24 protein-coding genes are annotated in these 24,520 nt (G+C 65.0%); 15 read left to right on the forward strand and 9 right to left on the reverse strand.

Going from position 1 to position 24,520, the window contains the following annotated elements:
* Positions 1–107 precede the first annotated feature (107 nt).
* Complete coding sequence (locus tag A3M7_RS0122635; protein WP_027545936.1) at positions 108–947, forward strand: universal stress protein; 840 nt, start codon at positions 108–110, stop codon at positions 945–947.
* A 70-nt stretch (positions 948–1,017) separates the two neighbouring features.
* Complete coding sequence (locus tag A3M7_RS0122640; protein ID WP_027545937.1) at positions 1,018–3,711, forward strand: bifunctional acetate--CoA ligase family protein/GNAT family N-acetyltransferase; 2,694 nt, start codon at positions 1,018–1,020, stop codon at positions 3,709–3,711.
* Between the two features lie 61 nt (positions 3,712–3,772).
* Here the strand turns inward: A3M7_RS0122640 and A3M7_RS0122645 are convergent, their stop codons facing one another.
* Complete coding sequence (locus A3M7_RS0122645) at positions 3,773–4,261, reverse strand: phage holin family protein (protein WP_027545938.1); 489 nt, start codon at positions 4,259–4,261, stop codon at positions 3,773–3,775.
* Positions 4,262–4,537, reverse strand: a complete 276-nt coding sequence (locus A3M7_RS0122650) for a hypothetical protein (protein WP_027545939.1) — start codon at positions 4,535–4,537, stop codon at positions 4,262–4,264. It lies immediately after the preceding gene.
* Positions 4,538–4,711: 174 nt separating this feature from the next.
* On the opposite strand from A3M7_RS0122650, the gene A3M7_RS0122655 reads away from it, so the two are divergent.
* The 3 genes from A3M7_RS0122655 to A3M7_RS0122665 are packed head-to-tail and all read left to right on the forward strand — an operon-like array spanning position 4,712 to position 7,737.
* On the forward strand, positions 4,712–5,848 hold the full coding sequence (locus tag A3M7_RS0122655) for an ABC transporter permease (RefSeq protein ID WP_027545940.1): 1,137 nt from the start codon (positions 4,712–4,714) through the stop codon (positions 5,846–5,848).
* Between the two features lie 2 nt (positions 5,849–5,850).
* On the forward strand, positions 5,851–6,630 hold the full coding sequence (locus A3M7_RS0122660; RefSeq protein WP_027545941.1) for an ABC transporter ATP-binding protein: 780 nt from the start codon (positions 5,851–5,853) through the stop codon (positions 6,628–6,630).
* Between the two features lie 3 nt (positions 6,631–6,633).
* Complete coding sequence (locus A3M7_RS0122665) at positions 6,634–7,737, forward strand: ABC-type transport auxiliary lipoprotein family protein (protein ID WP_027545942.1); 1,104 nt, start codon at positions 6,634–6,636, stop codon at positions 7,735–7,737.
* A gap of 6 nt (positions 7,738–7,743) precedes the next feature.
* Here the strand turns inward: A3M7_RS0122665 and A3M7_RS0122670 are convergent, their stop codons facing one another.
* The gene (locus tag A3M7_RS0122670) at positions 7,744–8,061 is read right to left on the reverse strand and encodes a cytochrome c (protein ID WP_027545943.1); all 318 of its coding nucleotides are present in this window, start codon (positions 8,059–8,061) and stop codon (positions 7,744–7,746) included.
* A 158-nt stretch (positions 8,062–8,219) separates the two neighbouring features.
* Here A3M7_RS0122670 and A3M7_RS0122675 point away from each other — a divergent pair, with 158 nt between their 5' ends.
* Together A3M7_RS0122675 and A3M7_RS0122685 are read left to right on the forward strand one after the other, a co-directional pair.
* Entirely contained in the window at positions 8,220–8,933 is a 714-nt protein-coding gene (locus A3M7_RS0122675) for a helix-turn-helix domain-containing protein (RefSeq protein ID WP_027545944.1), read from the forward strand.
* A gap of 505 nt (positions 8,934–9,438) precedes the next feature.
* Positions 9,439–10,167 carry a Crp/Fnr family transcriptional regulator gene (locus A3M7_RS0122685; protein WP_027545945.1) on the forward strand — a complete coding sequence of 243 codons (729 nt, stop codon included), beginning with the start codon at positions 9,439–9,441 and terminating at the stop codon, positions 10,165–10,167.
* 10 nt (positions 10,168–10,177) lie between these two features.
* Here A3M7_RS0122685 and A3M7_RS0122690 read toward each other — a convergent pair whose 3' ends face one another.
* Positions 10,178–10,954 (reverse strand): cyclase family protein, encoded by a 777-nt coding sequence (locus A3M7_RS0122690; RefSeq protein WP_027545946.1) that lies wholly within the window; start codon positions 10,952–10,954, stop codon positions 10,178–10,180.
* A gap of 348 nt (positions 10,955–11,302) precedes the next feature.
* On the opposite strand from A3M7_RS0122690, the gene A3M7_RS44835 reads away from it, so the two are divergent.
* The 5 genes from A3M7_RS44835 (at position 11,303) to A3M7_RS0122715 (ending at position 15,339) form a co-directional block, all read left to right on the forward strand.
* Complete coding sequence (locus A3M7_RS44835) at positions 11,303–11,563, forward strand: hypothetical protein (protein WP_049823635.1); 261 nt, start codon at positions 11,303–11,305, stop codon at positions 11,561–11,563.
* 21 nt (positions 11,564–11,584) lie between these two features.
* Positions 11,585–12,556, forward strand: a complete 972-nt coding sequence (locus tag A3M7_RS0122700) for a TRAP transporter substrate-binding protein (protein WP_027545948.1) — start codon at positions 11,585–11,587, stop codon at positions 12,554–12,556.
* Positions 12,557–12,622: 66 nt separating this feature from the next.
* A complete protein-coding gene (locus tag A3M7_RS0122705) occupies positions 12,623–13,171 on the forward strand; it encodes a TRAP transporter small permease (RefSeq protein ID WP_027545949.1) in 549 nt (182 codons plus the stop codon).
* A complete protein-coding gene (locus A3M7_RS0122710) occupies positions 13,162–14,454 on the forward strand; it encodes a TRAP transporter large permease (RefSeq protein ID WP_027545950.1) in 1,293 nt (430 codons plus the stop codon). The genes A3M7_RS0122705 and A3M7_RS0122710 overlap by 10 nt, the downstream gene beginning before the upstream one ends.
* A 78-nt stretch (positions 14,455–14,532) precedes the next feature.
* Positions 14,533–15,339, forward strand: a complete 807-nt coding sequence (locus tag A3M7_RS0122715; protein ID WP_027545951.1) for an SDR family NAD(P)-dependent oxidoreductase — start codon at positions 14,533–14,535, stop codon at positions 15,337–15,339.
* A gap of 15 nt (positions 15,340–15,354) precedes the next feature.
* Here the strand turns inward: A3M7_RS0122715 and A3M7_RS0122720 are convergent, their stop codons facing one another.
* The 4 genes from A3M7_RS0122720 to A3M7_RS0122735 are packed head-to-tail and all read right to left on the reverse strand — an operon-like array spanning position 15,355 to position 19,615.
* Positions 15,355–16,053, reverse strand: coding sequence for a substrate-binding domain-containing protein (locus A3M7_RS0122720; RefSeq protein ID WP_027545952.1), 699 nt, complete (start codon positions 16,051–16,053; stop codon positions 15,355–15,357).
* Positions 16,050–18,176: a molybdopterin cofactor-binding domain-containing protein gene (locus A3M7_RS0122725; RefSeq protein WP_027545953.1), complete on the reverse strand. Its 2,127-nt coding sequence runs from the start codon at positions 18,174–18,176 to the stop codon at positions 16,050–16,052. The genes A3M7_RS0122720 and A3M7_RS0122725 overlap by 4 nt, the downstream gene beginning before the upstream one ends.
* Entirely contained in the window at positions 18,173–18,643 is a 471-nt protein-coding gene (locus A3M7_RS0122730) for a (2Fe-2S)-binding protein (protein ID WP_027545954.1), read from the reverse strand. The genes A3M7_RS0122725 and A3M7_RS0122730 overlap by 4 nt, the downstream gene beginning before the upstream one ends.
* A gap of 15 nt (positions 18,644–18,658) precedes the next feature.
* Entirely contained in the window at positions 18,659–19,615 is a 957-nt protein-coding gene (locus tag A3M7_RS0122735) for a tripartite tricarboxylate transporter substrate binding protein (RefSeq protein WP_198033803.1), read from the reverse strand.
* Positions 19,616–19,866: 251 nt separating this feature from the next.
* Here A3M7_RS0122735 and A3M7_RS0122740 point away from each other — a divergent pair, with 251 nt between their 5' ends.
* Positions 19,867–21,981: a molybdopterin-dependent oxidoreductase gene (locus tag A3M7_RS0122740; protein WP_027545956.1), complete on the forward strand. Its 2,115-nt coding sequence runs from the start codon at positions 19,867–19,869 to the stop codon at positions 21,979–21,981.
* On the opposite strand, the gene A3M7_RS0122745 is transcribed toward A3M7_RS0122740, so the two are convergent.
* Positions 21,954–23,324 carry a caspase family protein gene (locus tag A3M7_RS0122745; protein WP_027545957.1) on the reverse strand — a complete coding sequence of 457 codons (1,371 nt, stop codon included), beginning with the start codon at positions 23,322–23,324 and terminating at the stop codon, positions 21,954–21,956. The genes A3M7_RS0122740 and A3M7_RS0122745 overlap by 28 nt on opposite strands.
* A 178-nt stretch (positions 23,325–23,502) precedes the next feature.
* Here A3M7_RS0122745 and A3M7_RS0122750 point away from each other — a divergent pair, with 178 nt between their 5' ends.
* Together A3M7_RS0122750 and A3M7_RS50280 are read left to right on the forward strand one after the other, a co-directional pair.
* Positions 23,503–24,285, forward strand: coding sequence for an enoyl-CoA hydratase/isomerase family protein (locus A3M7_RS0122750; protein WP_027545958.1), 783 nt, complete (start codon positions 23,503–23,505; stop codon positions 24,283–24,285).
* A 53-nt stretch (positions 24,286–24,338) separates the two neighbouring features.
* A partial coding sequence (locus A3M7_RS50280) for a hypothetical protein (protein WP_210164298.1) occupies positions 24,339–24,520 on the forward strand: 182 nt, incomplete at its 3' end.

The following is a 24,520-nucleotide window of genomic DNA, read 5'->3' on the forward strand; positions in this document are numbered from 1 at the left end:
CTTCCGTCAATGCCCGCCCTTGCCCGTCTGGACGGTTCCCCCTGGCTTGACGAGGATCAATGGTCTTGACGGAAGCCGGCCTATGCTGGCGGCCAAGGAGAATCCCGATGCCCCTGAAAGACGTTTTTCTGCCGCTTGTCGGCCAGCCGCGCGGACCGGCTCTCGCTGCGATCGAGAAATGCGTGGCCGTCGCCGCCGACCTCGGCGCCAGGATCACCGCGCTTGCGCTCGAGGAAGATGCTTTCGTGCGACCGAAAGTGCTGCTTCCCGATGCTCCCGATGCTGCCGAGGCAAAGGGGGCCTCTGGAGCGGGCGATATGCAGCATCTTCTGAATGCCTTTACCGATGCGGCGTCTCGCGCCAACGTTCGGGCCCAAGGCCGGTCGGACAAGGTGCCGGCGGACCAGATTGCGTCGATCCTGGCTGAACATGCGCGTTTCAGCGATCTCACCCTGATCCCTGTGAAGCCGCATGACAGCCGAACGGAGCACATTATCGAGACGCTCCTGTTCGAATCCGGGCGACCGCTGTTGCTGTGTCCGGAACAGCACGTGGACACGCTGCGACCGGAATTCGAGAACGTCATGATCGCCTGGGATCACTCCGCGCGCGCGGCGCGGGCGGTCGGCGACGCGCTGCCGATCCTTCAGGCTGCGGCCTCGGTCCGCGTCGTGACCGTGGCCGACGACAAGACCGACGCGATCGTGCAATCCGGAACCGCCCTCGTCGATCATTTGGGGGAACACGGTGTCCGTGCCTCGTTCGAGACGACGACGGGCGGCGGCAGCTCGATCGGAAAGGTGCTCGGAAGTTGGGCAAATTCCAACGCCATCAATGCGATCGTGATGGGCGCCTATCATCATTCGCGCCTGAACGAGATCGTCTGGGGTGGTGTGACAAAGACCGTCATTGGCCAGCCACCGTGCTGGGTTATGATCTCGCACTAGGCTCGCCGCCAGCTTTCCGGCCCGATCTTTCAACCATCGGAACCGCCACCGACGGGGCGCATTTGCTTTCATGTCAACCTATCGCCTGAAGAATCTGCTGTCGCCGCGTTCGGTTGCGCTTGTCGGAGCGAGCGCCCGTCCGGTTTCCGTGGGGCGCGCCGTTCTGGAGAACATTCGCAAGGCTGAATTCAAGGGACAGTTTGGCCTCGTCAATCCGCGCCATGCCGAGATCGGCGGCGTTGCCTCAGTGGCGAGCCTCGACAGGCTGGAATTCGTGCCCGAGCTCGTGGTCATCACCGCGCCGGCCCGGGAGGTTCCCGGCATCATCGACCAGGCCGGGCGGCGCGGTTCGGCGGGCGCGCTGATCGTCTCGGCCGGACTCGGTCATGGATCGGGATCGCTGCACGAGGCCGCGATCGCCGCAGCCCGCAAATACGGCATGCGGCTGATCGGACCGAACTGCCTCGGCATCATGATGCCCGGCGTGAGCCTCAACGCCAGTTTTGCCGCGCACATGCCGGGAGCAGGAAGTCTCGCGCTGATTTCGCAATCCGGCGCGATCGCCGCCGGCATGGTCGACTGGGCCGCGCAGCGCGGCGTCGGCTTCTCCGGCATCGTCTCGATCGGCGACCAGATCGACGTCGATATTGCCGACCTGCTCGATTATTTCGCGATGGATCACAAGACCCGTGCGATCCTGCTCTATATCGAGTCCATCAAGGACGCGCGTAAATTCATGTCGGCGGCCCGCGCCGCGGCGCGCGTCAAGCCGGTTGTCGTGGTGAAGTCCGGCCGCATGGCGCAGGGTGCGAAGGCGGCCGCGACCCACACGGGCGCGCTCGCGGGCGCCGATGCCGTCTATGACGCGGCGTTCCGCCGCGCGGGCGTCCTGCGGGTCTCCGATCTGCGCGAGCTGTTCGACTGTGCCGAGACGCTCGGCCGCGTCGAATCGCCGACCGGCAAGCGCCTCGCCATTCTGACCAATGGCGGCGGCATCGGTGTCCTCGCCGTCGATCGACTGGTCGAGCTTGGCGGAATTCCCGCGTCCATCTCGGCGGATGCCCGCAAGAAACTCGATGCCGTGCTGCCGCCGACCTGGTCCGGCGCAAATCCCGTCGATATCATCGGCGATGCCGATGCATCGCGCTATGCGGCGGCGCTCGAGGTGCTGCTCGCCGACCCCGACAATGACGCCGTTCTCGTCCTCAATGTGCAGACAGCGATCGCCTCGGCTTCCGACATCGCGACGACCGTAACGGAGCTCGTCGGCAAATATCGCGAGCAGCACCGCAGTTGGGCAAAGCCGGTGCTCGCCGCCTGGGTCGGGGCCGATCAGCCGATCATTCAGACGCTCTCTGGCGGGCGCATTCCGAACTATCCGACCGAGGACGATGCGGTGCGCGGTTTCATGCATCTGGTCCGGCATCGCGAAGTGGTCGAGGAGCTGAGCCAGGTTCCCCCCGCGATGCCCGACACGTTCGTGCCTGACGCCCGGGCCGCCAGGCAGATCGTAGCTGCAGCCATCGCCGATGACCGCAAATGGCTCGAGCCCGTCGAGATCAAGCGCCTGCTCGAAGCCTACGACATCGCGATGGTGCCGACCTATGCCGCGGCCGATGTCGAAGAGGCCGTGGCGTACGCGAACGAGATGTTCGCGCAAGGTGCCACCGTCGTGCTGAAGATCTTGTCGCGCGACATCGTGCACAAATCAGATGTCGGCGGCGTCGTGCTCAACCTGACGACGCCGGAGGCGGTGCGTGCGGCTGCCTCCGACATTCTCGCCCGGGCAAGGAAGCTGCGGCCCGAGGCCCGCATCGGCGGCGTCATCGTCCAGGCGATGGTCGTCAAGGCGAAGGCGCGCGAGCTGATCCTCGGTCTTGCCGACGATCCCACCTTCGGCACCGTCGTCGTCTTCGGCCGGGGCGGAACGGCGGTGGAGATCATCAATGACAGGGCGCTGGCGCTGCCGCCGCTCGATCTGCAACTCGCTCGCGACCTGATCGACCGCACGCGGGTCTCGCGGCTGCTGCGCGCCTACCGGGACGTGCCGGCCGTCAAGCAGGACGCCGTCGCCATGGTGCTGGTCAAGCTCGCCCAGATGGCGGCCGATATCCCTGAGATTCGCGAGTTCGACATCAACCCGCTGCTCGCGGATGAGACCGGCGTGATGGCAGTCGACGCCCGCGTCGCGGTGGGGCCGTCGCAGCGGAAATTCACCGGCTCAGGCCCCGCCAATTTCGCCGTGCGCGCCTATCCGTCGCAGTGGGAGCGCCGCCTCAAGCTCAAGGACGATTGGCGCATCTTCGTGCGGCCGTTGCGCCCCGAGGACGAGCCGACCATCCACGCGTTCCTGCGCCATGTGACGCCTCACGACCTTCGCCTTCGCTTCTTCGCGCCGATGAAGGAGTTCACACACGAATTCATCGCGCGCCTGACCCAGCTCGACTACGCGCGCGCGATGGCCTTCATCGCATTCGACGAGGCCACCGGCGAGATGGTCGGCGTGGTCCGGCTCCATTCGGACTCGATCTACGAGAGCGGCGAATACGCGATCCTGCTGCGGTCCGATCTCAAGGGCAGGGGGCTTGGATGGGCCCTGATGCAACTGATCATCGACTACGCGAGATCCGAAGGGCTGAAGGCCATATCGGGCGACGTGCTCCAGGAGAACACCGTGATGCTCGAAATGTGCCGGCAGCTCGGTTTCGAGGTCAAGCCTGATCCGACCGAGCACGATATCTGCGACGTCCGGCTGAAGCTCTGAGCGCGCTGGCTCAAACGACAACCTGAAGCGCGATGGCGATTCATCCCAATCTGATCGCGCCTTATGAGCGCGCTTCGGCCGACGTTGCAGCGGCAGGCTCCTTGGCCGTTTTCCGCAGGCTCTTGACGATGATCGCGATCAGCGGCACCAGCACCGGCACGATCGTGCTCAGCGGATGATGCACCGCGCCCGACACCTGGGCCTGGAGCGCGCGCGCCTCGAGCTGAAGGGCCTCGATGGATGCGCCGTGAATCTCATTGGCGAGCTCGATGTCGCGGCCGGACGGAGCACGGCCGGCGATGACGAAGAGAACCGCTGCGATGGCAAAATTGACGGCGCCGAGGATGGCCGCCGCCGCAATGGCGCTCCAGATCTGGACCAGTGCGAAATAGGCCGACAGCTCCAGCATCAACAGCCCGAACGCGGCGATCAGTGCCGCAAAGACGCGCAGGCCGAGACCCACCAGCAGATGGCGCAGCCTGATGTCTGCGATGATCCTGTCGGTCCGCCACAGCGCGCGCAGATGTTTGACGACGTTGTCGGTATTCACCTAGTGTTTCCTCAGCATGAAGCCGACGACGACGCCGAGCGCGAAGGCGGAGGCGAGCGATGTCATCGGGCGCTCCGCAATGAGGCCCTGAAGCTGCTCCTGCTCGCCGCTGACGGTTTCACCGAGCTCGGCAAGCGCGGCCTTGATCTGATCGGCCAGAGCCTCGGCACGGTCCTTCGAACTCTCGAACATCTCCTCGCCGGCCGTGCTCAGCAGGCGGGTGACGTCCACCTTCAACGTCCGCAGTTCTTCGCTCATCCTGTCGCTGTCGAACATGGATTTGATGTCTCCATTGAATGGAGCGAACCTAAGACCCGCCGGCGCGATCGCGCTTGATTTGCGTCAAGGGGTGCGCGGGGGCCTGCCCTTGAGACAGGTCAACCCGCCCGCCACACGCTGGCCTAGAACTGGCGGCTGAATGGGGACCGATCGTCCCGATGAGGTGGAAGCGTGAACTCCGAACCGCTGTTGCTGGCAACGCCTTCTGGCGATGTGCTGAAATTGCGCCCGGAAGGGTCCTGGACCGCAGCGAATGTGGCGACGCTCGAGACTCTATCCCATTCGGTCGGAGCCGATGTCGATCGGTCGAGAGTTGTGACCCTGGACATGTCGGGCGTCAGCGCGCTGGATACGCTCGGCGCCTGGGTCCTGGAGAAGCTGTCGCGCAGAGCCGCATCGTCAGGCAGATCGGCCGAATTCGTCGGCCTCGCCGATCATTTCAGCGGCCTGATGGACGAGGTGCGTGAGGTCAACCGCCACACGCCGGCGCCGACGGCCAAGCCCAATGCGGTTCTGCTCAGGCTCGGCGATCTCGGCAAGGCCACAATCGGCTCGCGGGAAGACATCACGATCTTCCTGCAAATGCTCGGTGCATTGTTCATGGCCGTGATCGGTGTGCTGCGCCGGCCGCGGACGCTGCGGCTGACGTCACTGGTCTATCAGCTCTACCGCATCGGGTGGCAGGCGATTCCCATCGTCGCGCTGATCACCTTCCTGATCGGCGCCATCATCGCCCAGCAGGGATTCTTCCATTTCCGCCGGTTCGGCGCGGAGTCCTACACCGTCGATATGGTCGGGATCCTCGTGCTGCGCGAGCTCGGAGTTCTGATCGTCGCAATCATGGTCGCCGGGCGGTCGGGTAGCGCCTACACCGCCGAGCTCGGTTCGATGAAGATGCGCGAGGAGATCGATGCGCTGTCGACGATGGGGCTCGATCCCGTCGACGTCCTGATCCTGCCGCGCGTTGCGGCTCTGGTCATCGCGCTGCCGATCCTCGCCTTCATCGGATCGATTGCCGCGCTCTACGGCGGCGGCCTGGTCGCGCAGTTCTATGGCGACATGGGGCCTGCGATCTACATCGCACGGCTGCACGAGGCCGTTTCCGTCACCCATTTCGAGGTGGGCATCCTGAAGGCGCCGTTCATGGCGCTGGTGATCGGGATCGTCGCCTGTAGCGAGGGCTTGCGCGTCAAGGGCAGTGCCGAGTCGCTGGGACGGCAGACGACCACGTCGGTGGTGAAGTCGATCTTCCTGGTGATCGTGCTCGACGGCCTGTTCGCGATCTTCTTTGCCTCGATCGGGATGTGACGATGGGAGAATCGCAGGAACAGTTCGCGATCCGCGTCCGCGACCTCGTGGTCGGCTTCGGTCGCCAGACGGTGCTCGACCATCTCTCGCTCGACGTCCGCAAGGGCGAGATCCTCGGCCTGGTGGGGGCGTCCGGCGGCGGCAAGTCAGTCTTGATGCGCACCATCATTGGCCTCATCCCGCGCCGAAGCGGCGCCATTGAGGTCATGGGGCACGAGATCGGCGGCACGCAGAACCGCGGCACGCAAGGCGCGGCCGCGACATGGGGCATCCTGTTCCAGCAGGGCGCGCTGTTCTCCTCGCTGACGGTCCGCCAGAACGTCCAGTTTCCGCTGCGCGAAAATCTCGTCTTGTCGCAGGAGCTGATGGACGAGATCGCGATCGCCAAGCTCGAAATGGTCGGGCTGCGGGCGCAGGACGCCGACAAATATCCCGCGGAGCTGTCTGGCGGCATGACCAAGCGCGTGGCGCTGGCGCGCGCGCTCGCGCTCGATCCGCCGATCCTGTTCCTGGACGAGCCGACCTCCGGCCTCGATCCGATCGCCGCCGGCGATTTCGACGCGCTGATCGGGACGCTGCAAAAGACCCTGGGGCTGACCGTGTTCATGGTCACCCATGACCTCGCGAGCCTCACGACGGTCTGCGACCGCGTCGCCGCGCTCGCCGACGGCAAGATCGTTGCGATTGGCCCGATGCGCGACCTGCTGCAATCCGAGCATCCCTGGGTGCGCGCCTATTTCCACGGCAAGCGCTCGCAGATGCTGCAACACGAGATGAGATGAAACATGGAAACCCGCGCTCCCTACGTGCTGATCGGCACCTTCGTGCTGGCCGCGATCCTCGCGGTGTTCGGCTTCGTCTATTGGCTGAACAACACCGGCGGCATCGGGCCGCGCACGAACTACCAGGTGCAATTCCAGGGACCGGTACCGGGGCTACTGGTCGGCGCCGGCGTTCTGTTCAACGGCATCCGTGTCGGCGAGGTGACCCAGCTCGGACTCGCGCCGGACAATCCACGCTTCGTCAATGCGACGATCTCCGTTGCTTCGGCCACGCCGGTGCGCACCGACACCAAGGTCGGGCTCGATTTCCAGGGGCTGACCGGCGTGCCGGTGGTGACGCTGGAGGGCGGCATGATCGTCGCCAAGTCCGGCGAGCCCCTGAGCTTGATTGCCGAGGTCGGCGCCGGCCAGAGCATGACGCAGGCGGCGCGCGATGCGCTGCGACGGGCGGATTCGGTGCTGGAGGACAATTCCGGCCCGCTGAAGGACACCATCGCGAATTTCAAGACATTCTCGGACGGGCTCGCACGCAACACTGGCAAGCTCGACGGCATCCTGGCGGGTCTCGAGAAGATGACCGGCGGCGGCGCGCCCGCGCAAAAGGTCACCTATGACCTGCGCACGCCGCAGAATCTCGGACCGGCCGGCAAGACGCTTTCTGCGTCGCTGGCCATTCCCGAGCCGACCGCGGTCGCGATGCTCCAGACCCAGCGCATGCTGTTTGCGCCTAGCGGGGATAATCCAGGCTTTGCCGATTTCCTCTGGGCCGACAGCATTCCAAAGCTGGTGCAGGCGCGGCTGATCGACAGTTTCGAGAATTACGACATCGCCCATGCGCCGTTGCGCACGAGCGATCTCGGGCAGGCGGACTACCAGCTGCTGATCGACATCAGGCGCTTCCGGATTGCCACGGACGGCGAGACAAGGGTCGAGATCGGACTATCGGCGCGGATCGTCGACAAGAATGGCAAGGTGGTCGCGTCCCGCCTCGTCGAGACCAGCGAGAAGCTCGACAAGGTCGAACCGGCCGCTGCGGTCGCAGCGTTCGACGCGGCTTTTTCCCGCATCGCGAAGGAGCTGATCGGCTGGAGCGTGCAGGCGGTGTGAGGCCGCCTATTCCAGCGTCTTCAGGTAGGACAGGAGGTCGTGGATCTGGTCCGGACTGAGCTCGAAGGCGGGCATGTCGGCGTGGCCCGTGTAGATGCCTTCGGCGAGCGCCTCGCCAAGGGTGGCGATCGGATAATTCCGGTGCAGCGTGCGCAGCGGCGGGGCGACCTTGAGCGGGCTCTCGGAGACGCGGTCGATCGCGTGGCAGCGCGCGCAATTGGCCCGGGCAAAGGCCTTTCCGCGTTGTTCGGCGGTCGGCGCCGCAAGCGCAGGCGTGATCAGAAAGAGGCCAATCAGGCCCTGGCGGAGCGCGTGCTGAAACATGGAAGGCGGGATCCCGTCGAACTCTCGAGGCAGAATAGAGAGAGGAGGCCCGCCAGGATTGATCTGGGTCAATCGCGTTTTTGACAGCGCAGTAAAATGCAAATGCGCGTGGCGGACTCGGCCGAGGGGCGGAGCTGGATCGACGCTAGGAGCGGTGGATGAAGCCTTCCGTGGTCACTATTGAGCCGAACGGGCATTTCTGTAGCGATTGTGCCATCCGCGCATCGGCGGTTTGTTCGTCGCTGGATGCGGCCGAGCTCAGGGAATTCGAGCATCTCGGACGCCGTGTCCATTTCTCCTCAGGCGAGACTGTGTTCTCCGAGGAGGACATCACGACCTCGTTCTACAATGTTCTCGAAGGCGTCATGCGGCTGTACAAGCTGCTCCCTGACGGCCGGCGGCAGATCGTCGGCTTCGCCTTGCCCGGCGATTTCCTGGGGATGAATCTGTCCGGCCGCCACAATTTTTCTGCCGATGCAATCGGGGCGGTGACCGTTTGCCAGTTCGCGAAGGCACCCTTCGGGCGTTTCATCGAGGAGCGGCCGCAACTGCTGAGGCGGATCAACGAGCTGGCCATTCGCGAGTTGAGCCAGGCACGCGACCATATGGTGTTGCTCGGCCGACGCTCGGCGGACGAGAAGGTTGCGGCTTTTCTGCTAAGCTGGCGCGAGCGGCTGCTCGCCCTCAAGGGGGCGTCCGACACGGTTCCACTTCCGATGAGCCGCCAGGACATCGCCGATTATCTCGGCCTGACCATCGAGACCGTCAGTCGCACCTTCACCAAGCTTGAACGCCACGGAGCGATCGCCATCATTCATGGCGGTATCAGCCTGGTCGACCCGGCGCGCGTCGAGGCCTTGGCCGCGGCCTGACACGCTTTCCACAGCGCTCTCGGATTTTTGATCCCGATCAATGACGCCCGGGCACCGGCCGCAAATAATGCCCCTCAAACAACCCGGGGGGAGCATGATGCCTACTGACGCGTTGCTGATGACCATTGTTGTCGTGGCGATATTCGTCACTTTCGCCGCAGCTCTGGCGTGGGCGGACCGACAAACCAGTGCGGGCCGGCTCGACCCTGATTCCAGGCGCTGAAGCTCCCGATCATAAATCTCGTCCGACGCGGCTAACCGCCGATGCTCGCCCGGCCGGCCCTTGGCCGTTCGGCAGCGTCTTAACGCAATCGCGGCGTGCGGTGCCTGCAACTCTGCATCCATCGGGACGCATTGGCGCATCCTTCGGATGCCGACTTCGAGCCGGGCGGCAGCATTTTCGCCGCATTTGCTTCAAACCACGCACATGCTTTCCGGTTGAAATGCTGGGCAACACTGACTACGCAGGAACTCCAGTGCCTCGCAGTCTTAGGAGCCCAGCGGCGTGCCTCAGGACAAGACCGGCGACCCCCGACAAGCGGCGGGCAACAAACTATCGGTCCTGCGCAAGCACCCGATCTTCGCGGATCTGGAGCCGGACGCGCTCGATCAGCTCTGCCGCTACGCCAAGCACACCACCGTGAAGCGCGGTGCGACGATCGCCGCCAAGGGCGATCCCGGCAACAATTTGTTCGCGGTGATCGCGGGGACGGTAAAGATATCCTCTTCCTCGCCCGACGGGCGGAACGCCATTCTCAATCTCATCGGCCCCGGAGAAATCTTTGGCGAGATCGCGGTTCTCGACGGTGCGCCCCGTTCGGCGGACGCGACCGCCAACACCAATTGCGAGCTCTACATCATCGACCGCCGGGACTTCCTTCCCTTCGTGAAGAGCCAGCCCGCGCTGGCGATGAAGTTCATCGAGCTGCTCTGCGCGCGCCTGCGCTGGACCAGCCAGCAGGTCGAGCAGGTCATCCTCCAGAATCTGCCGGGCCGGCTCGCAAGCGCGCTGCTCGGTCTCACCGAGGAGCGCAAGTTCGACTCCGGCAGCGGCACGCTCGCCATCACCCAGCAGGAGATCAGCGAGATGGTGGGGATGACACGCGAGAGCATCAACAAGCAATTGCGCGCCTGGGCCGGACGCAACTGGGTCCGCCTCGAGCATGGCGCCATCGTCGTGCTCGATATCGATGCGCTGCGCGAGCTCGCCGAAAGCGGCCTCGGCGGCGAGTGATTGCGTTCGCTTAACCGTCGATGATGGCGACCGCGCGGGTCCAGCCCGCGGAGGCGCGTTCGATCTTCATCGGGAAGCATGAGACCGTGAACCCGGCCGGGGGCAATTGATCGAGATTGTGCAGCTTCTCGAGATGGCAATAGCCGATGTGCCGTCCCGCCTTGTGGCCTTCCCAGATCAGACCGGCATCTCTTGTCTCGGCATATTTCTTCGCGGTGTAGACGAACGGCGCGTCCCAGCTCCAGCCATCGGTGCCGGTCAGCCGCACGCCGCGCTCGAGCAGATACATGGTGGCCTCGTAACCCATGCCGCAACCGGAATTGACGTAGTCGGCCTGGCCGAATTTGGCGCCCGCGCTGGTGTTGACGACGACGATCTCCAGCGGCGACAGCGTGTGGCCGATGCGCTTGAGTTCCTTTTCGACGTCGTCGGCGGTCACGACGTAACCATCCGGCAGGTGCCGGAAGTCGAGCTTCACGCCGGGTTGAAAGCACCATTCCAGCGGCACCTCGTCGATCGTCCATGACCGTTCGCCGCGGTTCATGGTCGGGTGGAAGTGCCAGGGTGCATCGAGATGCGTCCCATTGTGGGTCGACAGCGAGACCTGTTCGACGGCCCAGCCCTGGCCGTCCGGCAGGTCCTGCGCCCTGAGGCCGTCGAAGAACTGCAGCATGCGCGGCAGGCCCTGCTGGTGATCGATGTACTGGATCGTCGGGTGATTGCCCGGCGGGTCGGACGTCACGTCGTTTTTGAGCGGCACCGAGATATCGATCAGCGTCCGCGGCATGGGCATTTCCTCGAGATGGTCCGGTGCTGTTTCGGAGCATTTTGTCGGGGCTGCTCCGGTGGCGTCAAGTAACGCGCCGGAGAGCCGCCTCACGCCGGAGGACGGTCCAACTATTCCGGAAATCGGAAGTGTCTGCTGATCACCACCCCGAGGCAGCGCGTGATCGATCAATGCAAGTCCTGCATCGATCGATGCCGGATTTGGCTTGGACTCAGAATGCCGCCCGCCCTACGGACGATGTTGGCGACATCGCGCCGACGCTGCGCGTTCACCGGGAAGGGCGACCGTCTCGTCCGAACCTCCAAGCCGCAATCAATAGCGGTCGAGCACAAACCGAGAGGAACATCCATGGACACGACGAGCATCGTTCGCTCGCATCCGGCATCGGCCGATGGCGAGGCGCGATGGCAGGGAGCGCTTGCCGCGCAGGCCCCCGCCCGGGGGAGCGCGATGAAGGCCGCATCTTCCGCGCCGGCGATCATGAAGCAGCCGAATCCGCTCGACTCCGCCGCGCAATCCTACCAAGGTGGTGCGTTTGTAACGCTTGACTTTACACCTGAAGTGGAGCGACCCAAGGCGGCGCGCAGCATTTGCCCGACAACGACATAATCAACTCAGGAGGAAGCCCAGATGAAGACACTCACCGGTATCATCGCAGCCGCTGTGCTGGCGGTCTCAGCGCCCTTGGCGACCGCACGCGATTTCCGCTCCGCCGACATCCATCCCGCCGATTATCCAACCGTCGAGGCCGTCAAGTTCATGGGCAAGCAGCTCGCGACGGCGAGCGGCGGCAAGCTCGGCGTGAAGGTGTTTCCCAACGGTGCCCTGGGCTCCGAGAAGGACACCATCGAGCAGCTCAAGATCGGCGCGCTCGACATGATGCGAATCAACGCATCGCCGTTGAACAACTTCGTGCCTGAGACCATCGCGTTGTGCCTGCCCTTCGTCTTCCGGGACACGCAGCACATGCGCACGGTCCTTGACGGGCCGGTCGGCGATGAGATCCTGGCGGCGATGGAGCCGGCGGGCCTGGTCGGCCTTGCCTATTACGACAGCGGCGCCCGCTCCATTTACACCGTCAAGGCCCCGGTCAAGTCGCTCGCGGACCTCAAGGGTCTGAAGATCCGCGTCCAGCAATCCGACCTGTGGGTCGGCATGATCCAGAGCCTCGGGGCCAACCCGACGCCGATGCCGTATGGCGAGGTCTATACCGCGCTCAAGACCGGCCTGGTGGACGCGGCCGAGAACAACTGGCCCTCCTACGAGTCCTCGCGTCACTTCGAGGCCGCCAAGTTCTACAACGTCACCGAGCACTCGCTGGCGCCCGAAGTTCTCGTGATGTCGAAGAAGGTCTGGGACACGCTGAGCAAGGAAGACCAGGCGATGATCCGCAAGGCGGCCAAGGAATCGGTGCCCGTCATGCGCAAGCTCTGGGACGAGCGCGAGCAGGCGTCCCGCAAGACCGTCGAGGCTGCCGGCGTTCAGGTCGTGACCATCGCCAACAAGCAGGAATTCGTCGACGCGATGAAACCTGTGTACCAGAAGTTCGCCGGCGACGAGAAGCTGCAGGGCCTCGTCAAGCGTATCCAGGACACGAAGTAAGAACACGGCGGATCGGGTCCGGCGTCGCCGCAAGGTGACACCGGACCCTCGCGAGGGAGACGCGCGATGACAGACCCACACGTCGCAAGCCACGAGCAGGAGGTCGCCGGACGCCCGTCCACCGGCCTGCTGTCGCGGATCAATGCTCCCGTTGCGCGCGCGGGCATGTATCTGTCCGTGACCGGCCTGCTCGTCATCGTCACCATCGTGTTCTACCAGGTGTTCGGACGTTACGTGCTCAATTCCAGCCCGACCTGGACGGAGAACCTCGCACTGGTCCTGATCCTGTACGTCACGCTGATCGGCGCCGCCGTCGGCGTGCGCGATGCCGGACACATCGGCATGGACAGTCTGCTGGTCATGCTTCCGGATAATGTGCGCGAGAAGATCGAGCTCGTGATTCACGTTCTGGTCGCCCTGTTCGGCATTGCGATGGCCTACAATGGCTGGATCCTCGGAGCGTCGGTCGGCACCGTGAAGATTCCGAATCTCGGCCTGCCCGAGGTCATCCGCTACGTGCCGCTTATCGCCTCCGGCGTCTTGATCGTTTCCTTTTCAATCGAGCACATCATTGCTCTCCTGCGCGGCGAAGAGGTCGTCCCCTCATGGAATTGATCATTCTCGGCGCCTCCTTCTTCGGCTTCCTGATCCTCGGCGTCCCGGTCGCCTTCGCGATCGGCCTGTCGGCGATCTGCACCATCCTCTACGAGGGCCTGCCAGTTGCCGTCATCTTCCAGCAGATGATGTCGGGGATGAACATCTTCTCGTTTCTCGCCATCCCGTTCTTCGTCTTCAGCGGTGAGCTGATGCTGCATGGCGGCGTCGCCGACAAGATCGTGCAGCTCGCCAAGAATCTCGTCGGACACATCCGCGGCGGGCTCGGCATGTCGAACGTGGTCGCCTGCACGCTGTTCGGCGGCGTCTCCGGTTCGCCCGTGGCCGACGTGTCGGCGATGGGCGCGGTGATGATCCCGATGATGAAAAAGGAAGGTTTCGACACCGACTACGCCGTCAACGTCACCACCCACGCCTCGCTGGTCGGAGCCTTGATGCCGACCAGCCACAACATGATCATCTATGCGCTGGCCGCCGGCGGCAAGGTGTCGATCGGCGCGCTGATCGCCGCCGGCCTGCTGCCGGCGCTCGTCCTGATGGTGTGCATGCTGGTCGCCGCTTACGCGGTCGCGGTGAAGCGCGGCTATCCGGCCGGCAAGTTCCCGGGCTGGACCGAGGTCTTCCGCTCGTTCGCGGCCGCGCTGCCTGGTCTTCTGATCGTCGGTATCATCCTGGCGGGCATCCTGTCCGGCGTTTTCACCGCAACTGAATCCGCAGCCGTCGCGGTCACCTACACGATCGTGCTGACGTTCTTCATCTACCGCACCATGACCTTGCCGAACTTCCTGCGGGCCGCCGCCAAGGCGGTGAAGACGACGGGCGTGGTGCTGCTGCTGATCGGCGTCTCCACCATGTTCCAGTATCTGATGGGGCTCTACGAGGTCGCAGATTTCGCCGGCGACCTGATGAGCAAGGTGTCCTCGCAACCCTGGGTCATATTCCTGCTCATCAACGTCATCCTGTTCGTGCTCGGCACCTTCATGGACATGGCGGCGACCATCCTGATCTGCACCCCGATCTTCCTGCCGATCGCGATGAAGGCGGGCATGGATCCCGTGCAGTTCGGCATGCTGATGCTGATCAACTGCGCGCTGGGGCTGAACACCCCGCCGGTCGGAACGACGCAGTTCGTGGGCTGCGCTATCGGCGGCATCTCGGTGGGCGCGGTGATGCGCACCATCCTGCCGTTCTATGCCGCGCTGATCGCAGCACTGATGTTCGTCACTTACGTCCCCGCCTTCTCGCTGTGGCTGCCGCGTCTGCTGATGGGATACAAGGGATAGCTGCCGTGCGCGCGCCGGCACTTGGCCGGCGCAGCGGGCTTGCGTAGTTTGCGTCACAGCAACAGGGAGAATCTGTCCGTGACCGACTATCGCAAGCTCTTCGATCTCACCGGCAGGACGGCCGTGGTGCTCGGCGCCGCCTCGGGCATCGGCAAATCGTCGGCCGAGGCGCTGGCCGGGCTCGGTGCTCGAGTAGTCTGTGCCGATCGTGCGATTGATGCAGCGGAAGCGACCGCCGCCGGCATTCGCGACAAGGGCGGCTGGGCCGAGGCGGCCGCGTGTGACGCCGCGAGTGCTGCGGACGTCAACGCGCTGGCCAAAACCGTGATGCAGAAGTTCCCGCGGCTCGACATCGCCGTGACGACGCCCGGGCTCAACATCCGCAAGACGATCCTCGACTACACCGAGGAGGATCTCGACCGCGTCCTTAACCTCAACGTCAAGGGCACAGTCTGGTTCTTCCAGGCTTTCGGCCGCATCATGGTCGAGCAGAAGGGCGGCAGCATCATCGCCTGCTCCTCGGTGCGCGCGGTGACCATCGAACCGGGCCTTGGCGTCTATGGCTCGACCAAGGCGGCGATCGGCCTGCTGGTGAAGGGCTTTGCCTCCGAGGTCGGTCATGCCGGCGTGCGCGTCAACGCCATCGCGCCGAGCATCGCCGAGACCGCGCTCACCGGCCCGTTCAAGCAGCGTCCCGACATCTACAATCTCTATGCCGGCCACACCGTGTTCAACCGCTGGAGCAGCGCCGACGAGGTTGCAACGGCGGTGGCCTATCTCGCTTCCGACGCCGCGAGCTATGTCAGCGGCAGCACGCTGTTCGTCGATGGCGGGTGGACGGCGGTTGACGGTCCGCCGACCGGGCTCACCCAATTGCACAAATAGGACGACAGTCGGCGCCTAGCCGGCAAATCCCGCGCGCTGGCGCAGCTCCCGTCGGTCTGCGCCGGTCAGCAAAGCGATCAGCGCGGCGGCTTCTTTCGGATGTGCGGCCCGCGTGGTCACGCCGGCCGTGTACATCGTCACCAGCTCGCAGCCCGGCGGCAGCGATCCCGACAACGCAATGCCGTCGGTCGCGATGATCTCGGTCGCCTGGGTGCAGCCGATCGGCCGCGTCGCGGCGGATGTGGCAAGCTCCCGCATCGCGGTCGCGCCGTTCGGGAATATCTTGAGACGCGATGCGAGCTCGTAGGCGATGCCGAGCTGATCCAGGACCTTTGCGACGTGCTGGCCCGCGGTCGAAGCCCTGGTGTCCGGAACATAGATGGCGTCTGCGGCACGCAGGACCTCGCGCAGATCGGCTTCAGTCTTCACGGCCACCTTGGGATCGCGGTTACGGACCGCAAGCGCGGTTTCAACTCTGCCGACATCTGCGATCGAGGAGGAGACGACGAGCTTGTCCTCCGCGAGTCTTGCGAGGAGTGACTGCGTCAGGATCACGAGATCTGCCGGCGTACTCGCACGCAGCTTGTCGGCCATGATGCCGACGGCGCCGAACTCGCCGTCGATGCCGAACCCGGTCTGCGCCTTGTAGGCCTCGGCAATGCCGCGCACCAGGCCTTGCGCCGCGCCGCCGCTCAGAATATTCAATGTCGTCACGATGCAAGCTCCATGGCTGCGATGATCTTGTCGCGCGTGATCGGCAGATCGCGCACGCGCACGCCGAGGCAATCGTGGACCGCATTCGCGATCGCCGCCGTCACCGGGCCATGCGCGGCCTCGCCGGCGCCGACCGGTTCGATCTCCGGCCGCTGGATGATCTCGACATCCACCGCGGGCACCTCGCTGAATGTCAGGATCGGATAGTCCGTCCATGAGGTGGAGGTAATGCGCGTCCGGTCGAAGCGGACGCGCTCCTTCAGCACCCAGCTCGTCGCCTGGATCGCGCCGCCCTCGATCTGGTTGATGACGCCGTCAGGGTTGATGGCTTCGCCGACATCCACCGCGAGCGTCAGCCGCCTCACACGGATGTCGTCGGAGCCCTCGACCTCCGCAATCGCAGCGCAATAGGCGCCCGTGTTCTTGTAGCGCGCAAAGCCGACGCCGTGGCCGATACCGGTTCGCTTCTCCGGCTTCCACTGCGCGCGCCGGGCCGCGGCGCGGATGACGTCCTTTGCACGCTCGTCGCGCAGATGGCGCAGACGAAACGCGACCGAATCTTCGTCGCGCAAAACGGCTATCTCGTCGAGCAGGGATTCGATGGCGAACACGTTGCCTTGCCCGCCCAGCGTCCGCAGCGCCGAGGTGCGCACCGGCATGGTCAGCAGGCGGTGGCTGGTGATCGTCCAGGCCGGAAAATCGTAGAGCGGAACCGAATTGCGGTCGCCGCCGCCACCATTGGCCGCCGGCGGATTGGTCGAGATCATGCGCGGGTAGGGATTTGCGATCTCGGTTGCCGCGAGCAGCGCCGGCTGTGCCGCGCGCCCGGGCCGCGCCGCGTGGCCGTTGCTCCAGATCGCATGGCGCCAGCCGACGATCTCGTTGTCTGCATCGAGATCGGCCGCGATCTCGATGGCCATGGCCGCGCCGAACGGCGCGTGGGACATCTCGTCGTGGCGCGACCACTGCACCCGGACTGGACGGCCGCCGGCCGCTTTCGCCAGCAGCACGGCATCGAGCGCGACGTCGTCGGCTGCATTGTGCCCGTAGCAGCCGGCGCCCTCCATATGCTCGACGACGATGTTTTCTGCCGGCAGCCTGAGCACGATCGCGAGATCGGCGCGCAGCAGATAGACGCCCTGGCTGTGGGTCCAGACCTTGACACGATCGCCGTCCCACCGCGCCATCGCACAGGACGGCGCGATCGAGGCATGCGCGATGTAGGGGCGGGTGTATTGCCGGCGCAGAATGCGCGCGGCCTTATTCGTCGATGCCGCTGTTCTGGTGTCGATGGTGGTCGTCTCGACCGGTTGGCTCTTCAGGAAGCCCGCCAGATCGTTTTCGTCGGGCAGCGGCTCGCCGGCGGACCATGTCGCGCCTTTGCGCAGGGCATTCAGCGCGGCTTCCGCCGCCACCTCGCTGTCGGCGACCACGCCGACGAAACCGCCGTCGCGAGCGATCGCGACGAGGCCCGGAACGGTGCGCGCGGCCGTTTCATCGAGCGCGGTCAATTTGGCGTCCGAGATGTCCGGCCGCAGCACGCGGCCGTGCAACAGGTCCGGCAACGCACGATCGTGGATGAAACGCGGCCGTGCGAACACCTTGTCGGGAATGTCCACGCGCTGGATGGAACGCCCGGCAATTGCGCGCTTGGCGGCGGTTTTCGCCGCCGCGCCCACGCTGGCGTCGTGGTCGAGCGAGACGTCACCCGCCAGCTCCCAATAGCTGGTCCTGACATTGCCGGGACCCGAGATCGTGCCGTCATCGACATCGAGCAGCGAGGTATCGACGCCGAGGCGTTCCGACGCTGCGACGAGGAGGCGCTGGCGTACTTCGGCGCAAACGTGGCGCAGCGCGCGGCCGGATTGCTGGATCGAAAGGCTGCCCGAGGTGACGCCTTCGTTCGGGCTGGTCGCGGTCGAGGCGCGGATCATGTCGACCCTGGAGATGTCGACGTCGAGCTCGTCTGCCGCGATCTGCGCCAGCGCCGTGACGATGCCCTGGCCGATCTCGACCTTGCCGGGCAAGATCGCCACGCGGCCTTCGCCCGTGAACCGCACCCAGGACGACAGTCTTGGATTGGCGACGAGGCTGACCGGCAGGCTTGGGGCAGGGGGCTTCATGTGGTGGCCATCTCCGAGGCCGCGCGCAGCACGGCGCGGACCACGCGGTTATGCGATCCGCAACGGCACAGGTTGCGGTCGAGAGCCGTTCTGACCTCGGCCTCCGTCGGCGACGGATTGCGCTTCAGCAGCGCCGCCGCGCTGATCAGGATTCCCGCAACGCAATAGCCGCATTGCATCGCCTGTTCGGAGATGAAGGCGCGCTGCAGCGGATGCGGTTGCTCGGCCGTGCCGAGCCCTTCGATCGTGACGACGTCTTTGCCTGCGACCGACCACATCGGCATGTCGCAGGAGGCCATCGCGCGGTCGCCGACCATGACATGACAGGCCCCGCACTCACCGGCGCCGCAGCCGAAATGCGGACCGGTAACGCCGAGCCGGCCGCGCAGCACCTCGAGCAGCGTCTGATCCGGATCCGCCTCCACAGCCATGGTCGCGCCGTTGAGCTGGAACTGAATGGTCGGCATGGTCGTTCTACGGCCTCAGGACTTGTCGAACTTCTTGACGACGTCGGCCCATTTCTCGATGTCGCCGCGCAGGAATTTGTCGAATTCCTCCGGCGTCATCGACATGGGCATGGCACCCTGCGCGGTCCAGAGTTTTATGATGTCGGGTCGCTTCACCATTGCGTTTACGGCGGCATTGAGTTTGTCGATAACAGGCTTTGGCGTGCCTGCCGGTGCCATCAGGCCGAGCCAGATCGTCGCCTCATAGCCTGCTGCGCCAGCCTCGCCAGCGGTCGGCACGTTCGGCAGCACCGCCGAGCGCTGCTGGCCGGTGGTGGCGAGGGCGCGGACCTGGTTCTCGGCGATATTCGGCGCCATTGCCGGCACGGCGTCGATCATCATCTGCACCTGTCCACCGATCACGCCGCTGCGCGCCTCGCCGCTGTTGCGATAGGGCACGTGGACGACGTTGATGGCCGCCATCGCTTTGAACAGCTCGCCCGCCATGTGATAGGGCGTGCCCTGGCCGGAGGAGGCGTAGTTCAGCTTGCCCGGTTGCGATTTGGCGAGCGTGATGAACTCTTGCAGCGTCTTGGCTGGGACCTGCGGGTTCACCACGATGACGAGGTCGGAATAGTTCACCGGCGCGATCGGCGCGAGGTCGCGCATCAGCTCGTATTTGCGTTGCTCCGGCGTCAGCAGCGATTCATTCGCGGTCTGGGTGTTGGACATCATCAACAGCGTGTAGCCGTCGGCCGGCGACTTCGCCGCCTCGACGGTGCCGATGACACCGCCCGCGCCGGTGCGGTTCTCGATCACGAAGGGCTGGCCAAAGCTCTCCTGGAGCGCGTTGCCGATCAGCCGGGCCGCGACGTCGGCCGGCCCGCCGGCGCCGAAGGGCACGACGATCCGGACCGCGTGCGTGGGATAATCTTGCGCCAATGAGGGGGCTGCGGCGGCTACGCCGAGCAGGCCGGCGGCCAGCGCCAGCATGAATCTTCGGGCCGTCACGCCCACCTCCCTGATGTCGTTCTTGTTGGATGCACTGTAGCGGCCGGGAACGCGTGCTGTCGACGCCTCACAAGGTCGATCGCGCCGGGAATATCGGGCGGTTTTCGGGGTAGCCGCGCCGCATTTCGTGCCTGCGGCAGGAACCGGCCGCGCGTGCGGCTTGAGCAAATCGCATGGGTATTGCCGGATAAATGCTCTCGGCCGGCCGGTATTTTGGTGTTACGAACTGGGACATGAACCAGCACGCCAAGATCGAAATCCGCCATTCGACCTGTCCGCATGATTGCCCCTCGGCCTGCGCCCTCGACGTCGAGGTGGTCGAAGGCCGCAGCATCGGCCGTGTCCGTGGTTCGAAGAAGCAGACCTATACGGCCGGCGTGGTCTGCGCCAAGGTCGCCCGCTACGCCGAGCGCATCCATCACCCCGAACGGCTGACTTATCCGATGCGCCGCACCGGGCCGAAGGGTTCCGGGCAGTTCGCGCGGATCTCGTGGGATGAGGCGCTGGACGAGATCGGACATCGGTTCAACGCGGCCGAGCGCGAGTTCGGCGCGGAATCGGTCTGGCCGTATTACTACGCCGGCACGATGGGCTTGGTGATGCGCGACGGCCTCAACCGTCTCACGCATGTGAAGAAATATTCGCGCTTCTATCAGACGATCTGCGCCAACGTCGCGCGGATCGGATATGCGATCGGCACCGGCAAAATCGCCGGCGTCGATCCGCGCGAGATGGCGCTCTCCGACCTCGTGGTGATCTGGGGCACCAATCCGGTCAACACCCAGGTCAACGTGATGACGCACGCTGCGCGCGCTCGCAAGGAGCGCGGCGCCAAGATCGCGGCCGTCGACATCTACGACAACGACACCATGAAGCAGGCTGATATCAAGATCATCCTGCGTCCCGGCACCGACGGCGCCTTCGCCTGCGGCGTCATGCACGTCCTGTTCCGCGACGGCTATGCCGACCGCGCCTACATGGACAAGTACACCGATTGCCCCGCCGAGCTCGAGGCACATCTGAAGACGCGCACGCCGGAATGGGCCTCCGCCATCTGCGGCGTCCCGGTCGCCGAGATCGAGGCGTTTGCGAAGGCCGTCGGCGAGACCAAACGCACCTTCTTCCGCTATGGCTACGGCTTTACGCGCAGCCGCAATGGCGCCACGCAGATGCATGCGGCGAATTGCATTCCCGCGGTGACCGGCGCCTGGCAGTATGAGGGCGGCGGCGCTTTCTTCAACAATTACGCGCTGTGGCACTTCAACGAAGCCATCATCGAGGGCCACGACGCGATCGACCGGACCACGCGCGCGCTCGACCAGTCGAAGATCGGCCGCATCCTCACCGGCGACGCCGAGGCCCTGCTCGGCAAGGGACCGGTCAAGGCGATGCTGATCCAGAACACCAATCCGATGACGGTGGCGCCGGAGCAGGCGCTGGTGGCCCAGGGCTTTGCGCGCGAAGATCTGTTCGTCGCGGTGCACGAGCAGTTCATGACCGAGACGGCGCAGATGGCCGACATCGTGCTGCCGGCGACCATGTTCATGGAGCACGACGACCTCTATTACGGCGGCGGCCATCAGCACATCTCGGTAGGACCCAAGCTGATCGATCCGCCCGGCGAATGCCGCTCCAACCACCAGCTGTTGCAGGCGCTGGCGCCGCGGCTTGGCGCCAGGCATCAGGGCTTCGAGATGACGTCGCGCGAACTGATCGACGCGACGCTGAAGCTCAGCAACCACGGCGACATCGCCGGCCTCGAAGCCGACATCTGGCGTGACCTGCAACCGGACTTCCGCACCGCGCATTTCCTCGACGGCTTTGCCCACGCCGACGGGAAATTCCATTTCAGGGCGGACTGGGCGCATCCGCCGTTCGGCCAGACGATGGGCGATGTCGACCAGATGCCGTCACTGCCCGACCATTGGGCGGTGATCGAGCACGCCGACCAGGCCCATCCGTTCCGGCTTGCCACCAGTCCCTCGCGCAGCTTCCTCAACACCACATTCAACGAGACGCCGTCCTCGCAGGCGCGCGAAGGCAAGGCGAGCGTGATGATCCATCCGCTGGATGCAGCCTCCCTCGACATCGCCGACGGCGACGCCGTGACGCTCGGCAACACCCGCGGCGAGACCACGCTGATTGCGACGCTGTTCGAGGGCGTGCGGCGCGGCGTCCTGATCGCGGAGTCCGTTCATCCGAACAAGAATCACGTCGGTGGCCGCGGCATCAACATGCTGACGGGCGCCGAAGCGGTGGCGCCGATCGGCGGTGCGGCATTCCACGACAACAAGGTCTGGATCAAAAAGGCGACCGCTGCTCAAGGCACGCACTCGGTCACACCGTAGCCCGCAAACTCCTTTGCGATGTTCGGATCCATCGATTTCGCCAGCGCAATGTCGTTGGCGCCGTCGCCGCCGCTCCTGCGGGTGGCGACGCCGCGGCCGAACAGCGAGGACGAGGAGCGTGGGTTGCGCTGGACCGCGTCAGTGTAGTCCCTGATCGCTTCAGTGGTCCGGTCGAGCTTGAGGTTGACGAGCCCGCGGCTGTCGAACGCATCGCTCAAGCCGGGATCGAGCTGAAGCGCCAGATTGCAGTCGGCGAGCGCACCTTGCAGGTCGCCGGTCGCAGCCCGCGTCCAGCAGCGATTGTTCAGCGCTTGCGCATCCCTGGGGTCACGGCGGATCACCGCGTCAAAATCCTGCATGGCGAGCGCGTGGGCGCGCTTGATCGCGTAGACCTGGCCGCGCTTGTAGCGCGAGATGGCATCGTTGGCGTTGGCCGCGATCTTGCGGCTGAGATCGGCGATAACAGGGTCTCTCGCGAGGTCGTCCGCACTCGGGGGTGGCTCTGCTTGCGGCATCTCGCAGGCCGGCTTCTGCGGCGTCGGTTTCGTCGGAGCCGGGTCGGCGGTGGTGTTGTCCGGCGGTCGCGCCATGAGGCCCGCAAACGAGAATTCCGTCGTCAGCGAGGACGACAGCCACGGCACCTGCTCACGGTTGGTGGCGGCGACCACGCCGTTCTTGGTGTTGGTCAACGCCTGTTCGGCGCTGATGTTCGGCGCGCGCATCTCGCGCAGCAACTCGGCGACGAACAGGCTGCGATCGGTCTTGCCGGTCGCCGCGACTGCGCCGAGCGCGGTCGAATAGAGCACCAGCGAATTGCTCGGCGCGATCGCCGGCGCAAGGCCGGCCGAATAGCGGCGGAAGCGCCGCTCGAACGGGTTGCGGCGGGAGGCGTCGATCAGGGCGATCTTGATCGCGGCGCCACGTGTGTTCATCTCGGCGAGAATGGTGTCGAGGCTGAAGCCGTCGCGCGACACGTCGGGCTCGGCCCAGATCTGCGCATCGACGGGAAGCAGGTAGGTTTGCCGGTTGGACTGGATGCCAAAGCCATCGAAGAAGATCAGCGCGACCGCGCCGCGTTCGATGCGGGCATAGAAGCGATCCAGCGCCTGCCGCATGGCGTCGCCCGTGAGGTTCGTCTGCCGGTCGACCACGAAGCCGTCGCGCTTCAACTCATCGGCGACGGCTTGCGCGTCGTTGGCGGCGTCGTTGAGCACCAATTCGTTGTCGGGATATTTCGCGTTGCCGATCACCAGCGCGAGCTTCGCCGCATCGGCCGCGCGGCTTGTGGTGCCGGCGCACATCGCGATGAGGCCTGCCAGCAGCAATGCAATGGTGGTGCGCATGAAATGGCTCATCGGTCATCGAAATCTCTGGTCAGGATAGAGGTCGTCGCCGGTAATTCAATCGGCAAGCGAAGTTGCGCCCACACGCTATGGTGACACAGCGTTGCAGAATGCCCTTGCGCCCGCCGCCCGACCTGCCGCAAATGGCAGCAAACGGGAGCAAGGAAGCGAGCGTGCCATGACCGACACCACAGCCGTCATCACCGAGAAGCGCGGACAGGCGTTCTGGATCACCATCAACCGGCCGGAGAAACGCAACGCGCTGAATGGCGACGTCATCGCCGGCATCACCAAAGGCTATCGCGACGCGCATGACGACAAGGACGTCCGCGTCATCGTGCTGACGGGCGCGGGCGACAAGGCGTTCTGCGCGGGCGCCGACCTGCAGAACTCCGGCGCGGCTTTCGCGATGGATCATTCCAAACCAAATGTCGACTATGCCGATCTGTTACGTTTGTCACAGAACGCCACCAAACCGGCGATTGCGCGGGTCGGCGGCGTCTGCATGGCCGGCGGCATGGGCCTGTTGTGCATGACCGACATGGCGGTTGTGGCCGATCACGTCATCTTCGGCCTGCCGGAGGTGAAGGTCGGCGTGTTCCCGATGCAGGTCCTGAGCCTGTTGCAGAGCATCGCCCCGCCGCGCCTCGTCAACGAATGGGCGCTGACCGGCGAGCCGTTCGACGCGAAGGCGGCGCAGGCAGCGGGCCTGCTCAACTACGTCGTGCCGACGGCCGAGCTGGACGCCAAGGTCGACTGGCTGATCGGCCGGATCGTCGACAAATCCCCGACCGCGATCCGCCGCGGCAAATACGCCATGCGCGCCATCGCCTCGATGTCGTTCGACGAGAGCATCGCCTACACCGAAAGCCAGATCGCGCTGCTGGCGATGACTGAGGATGCGAAAGAGGGCCTGAAGGCGTTCAGCGAGAAGCGCAAGCCGGTCTGGACGGGAAGGTAGAGGGGGGCTCGGTGTCGTCCTGGCGAAAGCCAGGAGGTGGATTCACACTCGAAGTGCAACAGTTGAGAGGAGAAGGCCTCTGCCGGGGTTCTGAAGTCAAGGCATTTGCGCGGGGTGTTGTTGTAGGTGGCAACGGACTGGCGGAAGCGCTTGGTTGGGAGCTTTTCGAGGTCGGTCTTTCGGGGGATGAAGCGGCGCAAGCGGCCGATGGCGTTCTCGATGCCGCCCTTTTGCC

It is taken from the genome of Bradyrhizobium sp. WSM2254 (genome assembly GCF_000472645.1).
GTDB classification, from domain to species: domain Bacteria; phylum Pseudomonadota; class Alphaproteobacteria; order Rhizobiales; family Xanthobacteraceae; genus Bradyrhizobium; species Bradyrhizobium niftali.